General features: G+C 71.9%; 4 protein-coding genes. 2 read left to right on the forward strand and 2 right to left on the reverse strand.

The features are described 5' to 3' along the window. Positions 1–133: 133 nt before the first annotated feature. Complete coding sequence (locus E1211_RS31285) at positions 134–919, reverse strand: trans-aconitate 2-methyltransferase (protein WP_243709793.1); 786 nt, start codon at positions 917–919, stop codon at positions 134–136. Between the two features lie 194 nt (positions 920–1,113). Between E1211_RS31285 and E1211_RS31290 the strand changes: the two genes are divergently transcribed. After that, complete coding sequence (locus tag E1211_RS31290) at positions 1,114–2,541, forward strand: OFA family MFS transporter (protein ID WP_243709792.1); 1,428 nt, start codon at positions 1,114–1,116, stop codon at positions 2,539–2,541. Continuing rightward, positions 2,538–2,663, forward strand: a complete 126-nt coding sequence (locus E1211_RS33775) for a hypothetical protein (RefSeq protein WP_255510761.1) — start codon at positions 2,538–2,540, stop codon at positions 2,661–2,663. The genes E1211_RS31290 and E1211_RS33775 overlap by 4 nt, the downstream gene beginning before the upstream one ends. A gap of 59 nt (positions 2,664–2,722) precedes the next feature. Here E1211_RS33775 and E1211_RS31295 read toward each other — a convergent pair whose 3' ends face one another. Continuing rightward, on the reverse strand, positions 2,723–3,451 hold the full coding sequence (locus E1211_RS31295) for an SDR family oxidoreductase (RefSeq protein ID WP_132353718.1): 729 nt from the start codon (positions 3,449–3,451) through the stop codon (positions 2,723–2,725). Between the last annotated feature and the right edge of the window lie 116 nt (positions 3,452–3,567).

Genomic DNA, 3,567 nt, shown 5'->3' on the forward strand with positions numbered 1-3,567 from the left:
GAGTGTGGTCGCGGCGAGGAGCCGGGTGATGGTGTGGCGGTGGCGCACGGACACCTCCTGGTGCTCATCTCGATCGGTGGCGATCGATCGGTTTCGCACGCTACCGGTGTCCGGCGTGGACTGTAAACCTTCCTTATCGGGTGCTCCCCCGCTGCTCGGGCGGGCCGGTGCGGGTCACCCGGGTGCTGCTCTCGTGCGGGCGGCGGGCCAGGACCAGGCTGGTGCGTAGCCGCAGGACGATGCGGCCGCCGAAGCCGTCGACGAGGGAGCGCACGGCGGCGAGGGCGCGTTGCTGCTGGTCGGCGGAGTGCTGGCGGAACGGCCCGAAGGTCCGCACCAGGTCCAGGTAGCGGTCGGTGGGCAGCGCCAGGTCCCGGTCGACGGTGTCGGACCGTACGTCGGTGAAGAGGCCGCTGGCGGTGATGTCGAGGTGGAACCAGCCGGCGGGCCGGTCCTTGACGTCCGGGTCGATGGCGCGCAGCGCGGTGTCGATGGCGCGGGACTGGACGGGGTCGGCGTAGCCGTACTTGTGGGCGAAGACGGCGAGCGTGCCGCCGGGGGCGAGCGCGTCGTGGGCGAGCTGGTTGCGGGTGGCGGGGTCGAGCCAGTGCCAGGCCAGGGCGGCGGCGATCAGCGGTACGCCGCCCTGCGGCGGTGTCCACTCTTCGAACGTCTCGCCGCGGACGGTCACCTCGGGCAGGTTCGCGGCGAGCCGGGTGGCCATCCGCCTGTCGGGTTCGAGGCAGGTGACCGGCGCGCCGAGGCGGAGCAGGACGCGGGTGCCCTTGCCGGTGCCGGCGCCGATCTCCACGACGTGCCGCGGGGCGCCGCCGTGGTAGGCGCGGATGGCCTCGGCGATGCCGTCGGGGTATTCCGGGCGTACGTCGTCGTAGGTGTCGGCGACCTGACCGAAGAGCATGCTCACGCCGGTCATCGTGGCACGGCTCGGGGTGGGATCGACGGACGTGGCGTGAGGGTCGCGTGGTGGCCGTACGGGCGGGTCGACCGTTCGGCTCACCGCAGCGACCGTCCAGCGATGATCGGTTTCCCGTGGACGGTCGTCGGGGGGATGAAGGGAGGTGATCTCATCTTCTTCCGAAGGGACGCTGCGGCATGCTCTCCGCACTCGATCGTCGGCACACCGTCGCGCCGCCGGGGTACAGCCGCTGGCTGATACCACCGGCGGCGCTGGCGATCCATCTCTGTATCGGGCAGGTCTACGCGACCAGCGTGTACAAGAACTCGCTCATCGCGCACTTCGACACCAGCCAGACCGCGATCGGGGTCATCTTCAGTATCGCGATAGTGATGCTGGGCCTGTCGGCCGCGGTGGCGGGCACCTGGGTAGAGGCGAACGGGCCCCGCAAGGCGATGTTCGTGTCGGCGTGTTTCTGGGCGGCCGGCTTCCTGGTCGGTGCGCTGGGCATCGCGACGCGGCAGTTGTGGCTGCTGTACCTGGGGTACGGGCTGCTGGGCGGGATCGGTCTGGGCATCGGTTACATCTCCCCGGTCTCCACGCTGATCAAGTGGTTCCCGGACCGGCCGGGGCTGGCCACCGGTTTGGCGATCATGGGGTTCGGTGGCGGGGCGATGGTGGCCTCTCCCCTGTCCCGGCAGCTGCTGTCGTTCTACGACGGCGGGTACGACCCGTCGAACGCGGGCTCGACGGCGTCCGGCAGCGCGCTGGTGTGGCTCTTCGTCACGCTGGGCATCGGCTACTTCCTGATCATGATGTTCGGGGTGTTCAACGTGCGGGTGCCGGCGCCGCACTGGCGTCCGGCCGGGTTCGACCCGGCGCGGGTGGCGGCGAAACCGCTGGTGACCACGGCGAACGTGTCCGCGGCGAACGCGGTGAAGACGCGCTCGTTCTGGCTGCTGTGGGTGGTGCTGTTCTGCAACGTGACCGCCGGGATCGGCATCCTCGAGCAGGCCAGCCCGATGATCCAGGACTTCTTCCGCGACGGCGGGGTCTCGTCGGTGTCGGTGGCCGCGGCGGGTGGCTTCGTGGGCCTGCTGTCGCTGTTCAACATGGCGGGCCGGTTCGTCTGGTCCTCCACGTCGGACGTGATCGGTCGCCGGCCGATCTACCTGCTGTACCTGGGGGTCGGCATGGTGCTCTACGCGCTGCTGGCCGTGGTGGGGCACGCGGCGATGGCGTTGTTCGTGCTGCTGGCGTGCGTGATCCTGTCGTTCTACGGCGGCGGGTTCGCCACGGTGCCGGCGTACCTGCGCGACCTGTTCGGCACGTTCCAGGTGGGCGCGATCCACGGCCGGCTGTTGACGGCGTGGTCGGCGGCGGGGGTGGCCGGGCCGCTGATCGTCAACGGGTTCCTCGACGCGCAGGGCGAGCCGGGCACGTTGACGGCGGCGGCGTACCGGCCGGCGTTGTTCACGATGGTCGGGGTGCTGGCCGTCGGGTTCGTCGCGAACCTGCTGGTCCGGCCGGTGCCGCAGCGGTTCCACGAACGGTCGGATCCGGACCCGGGCCCCGGCCCGGACCAGGACGCGGCGGCGGTCGCGGAAGGGAGCGGTACGCGATGAACGAGGTCGGTGGGCGCGGGCAGCGGGCCCGGTTGTGGATCTCCTGGCTGGTGGTGTCGGTGCTGCTCGGGTACGGGGTGGCGCAGACGGTGATCACCGCCGCGAAGTTGTTCACGAGTTGACCGCCCGGGGTGGCCCGGGACCGTGCGGTCCCGGGCCACCCCGTTGACGGCGGCCGAGGTCAGAGGCCGCCGGAGACGCGGATCACCGTGCCGGTGGTGTACGAGGCGTCGGGGCCGAGCAGCCAGGCGATCGCGCCGGCGACCTCCTCCGGTTCCCCGGCGCGGCCCAGCGGGATACGACCGGCGGCGCGCTCGGGGCGGTCGGGCACCCCGGAGAGGGTGTGGATGTCGGTGCGGATGATGCCGGGAGCGACGGCGTTGACCCGGATCCGGCGGGGGGCGAGCTCCTTGGCCAGCCCGACGGTGAGGGTGTCGGTGGCGGCCTTGACCGCCGCGTAGTGGATGTACTCGTTGGGGCTGCCGAGGGTGGCCGCGGCGGAGGAGACGTTGACGACGGCGCTTCCGGGGCCCATCCGGCGGGCCGCCTGCTGGGCGCAGAGCACGTAGCCGATGAGGTTGACGTCGACGACGCGCCGCAGGTCGGCGGGGTCGAGGTCGACGAAGGGGCCGATCGGGCTGGTCACACCGGCGTTGTTGACCAGCCCGGTGAGCTCACCGAGGTCGGCGGCGGCGTCGAAGAGCGCGCTGACCTGGTCGGCGTCGGTGGTGTCGGCGGGTACCGCGACGCCCTTGCGGCCGGCGGCTTCGATGTCGGCGAGGACGGCCGCCGCGGCGTCGTGGTCGCGCCGGTAGGCGAACGCGATGTGGTGGCCGGCGAGGGCGAGCCGGCGGGCGGTGGCGGCGCCGATTCCGCGGCTGCCGCCGGTGATGACAGTGACCGGGTTCAACGTTCCTCCCCTGCCGGCGGTGGTGGGTCCGACGCTACCGTGACCGGCGCGGGACGTTACGGAGGGGAAGATCACATGGAGCGGGCGCTGGTGCTGGGCGGTGGCGGGGTGACCGG

The organism is Micromonospora sp. 15K316 (assembly GCF_004348525.1).
In the GTDB taxonomy this organism is placed as follows: Bacteria; Actinomycetota; Actinomycetes; order Mycobacteriales; family Micromonosporaceae; genus Micromonospora.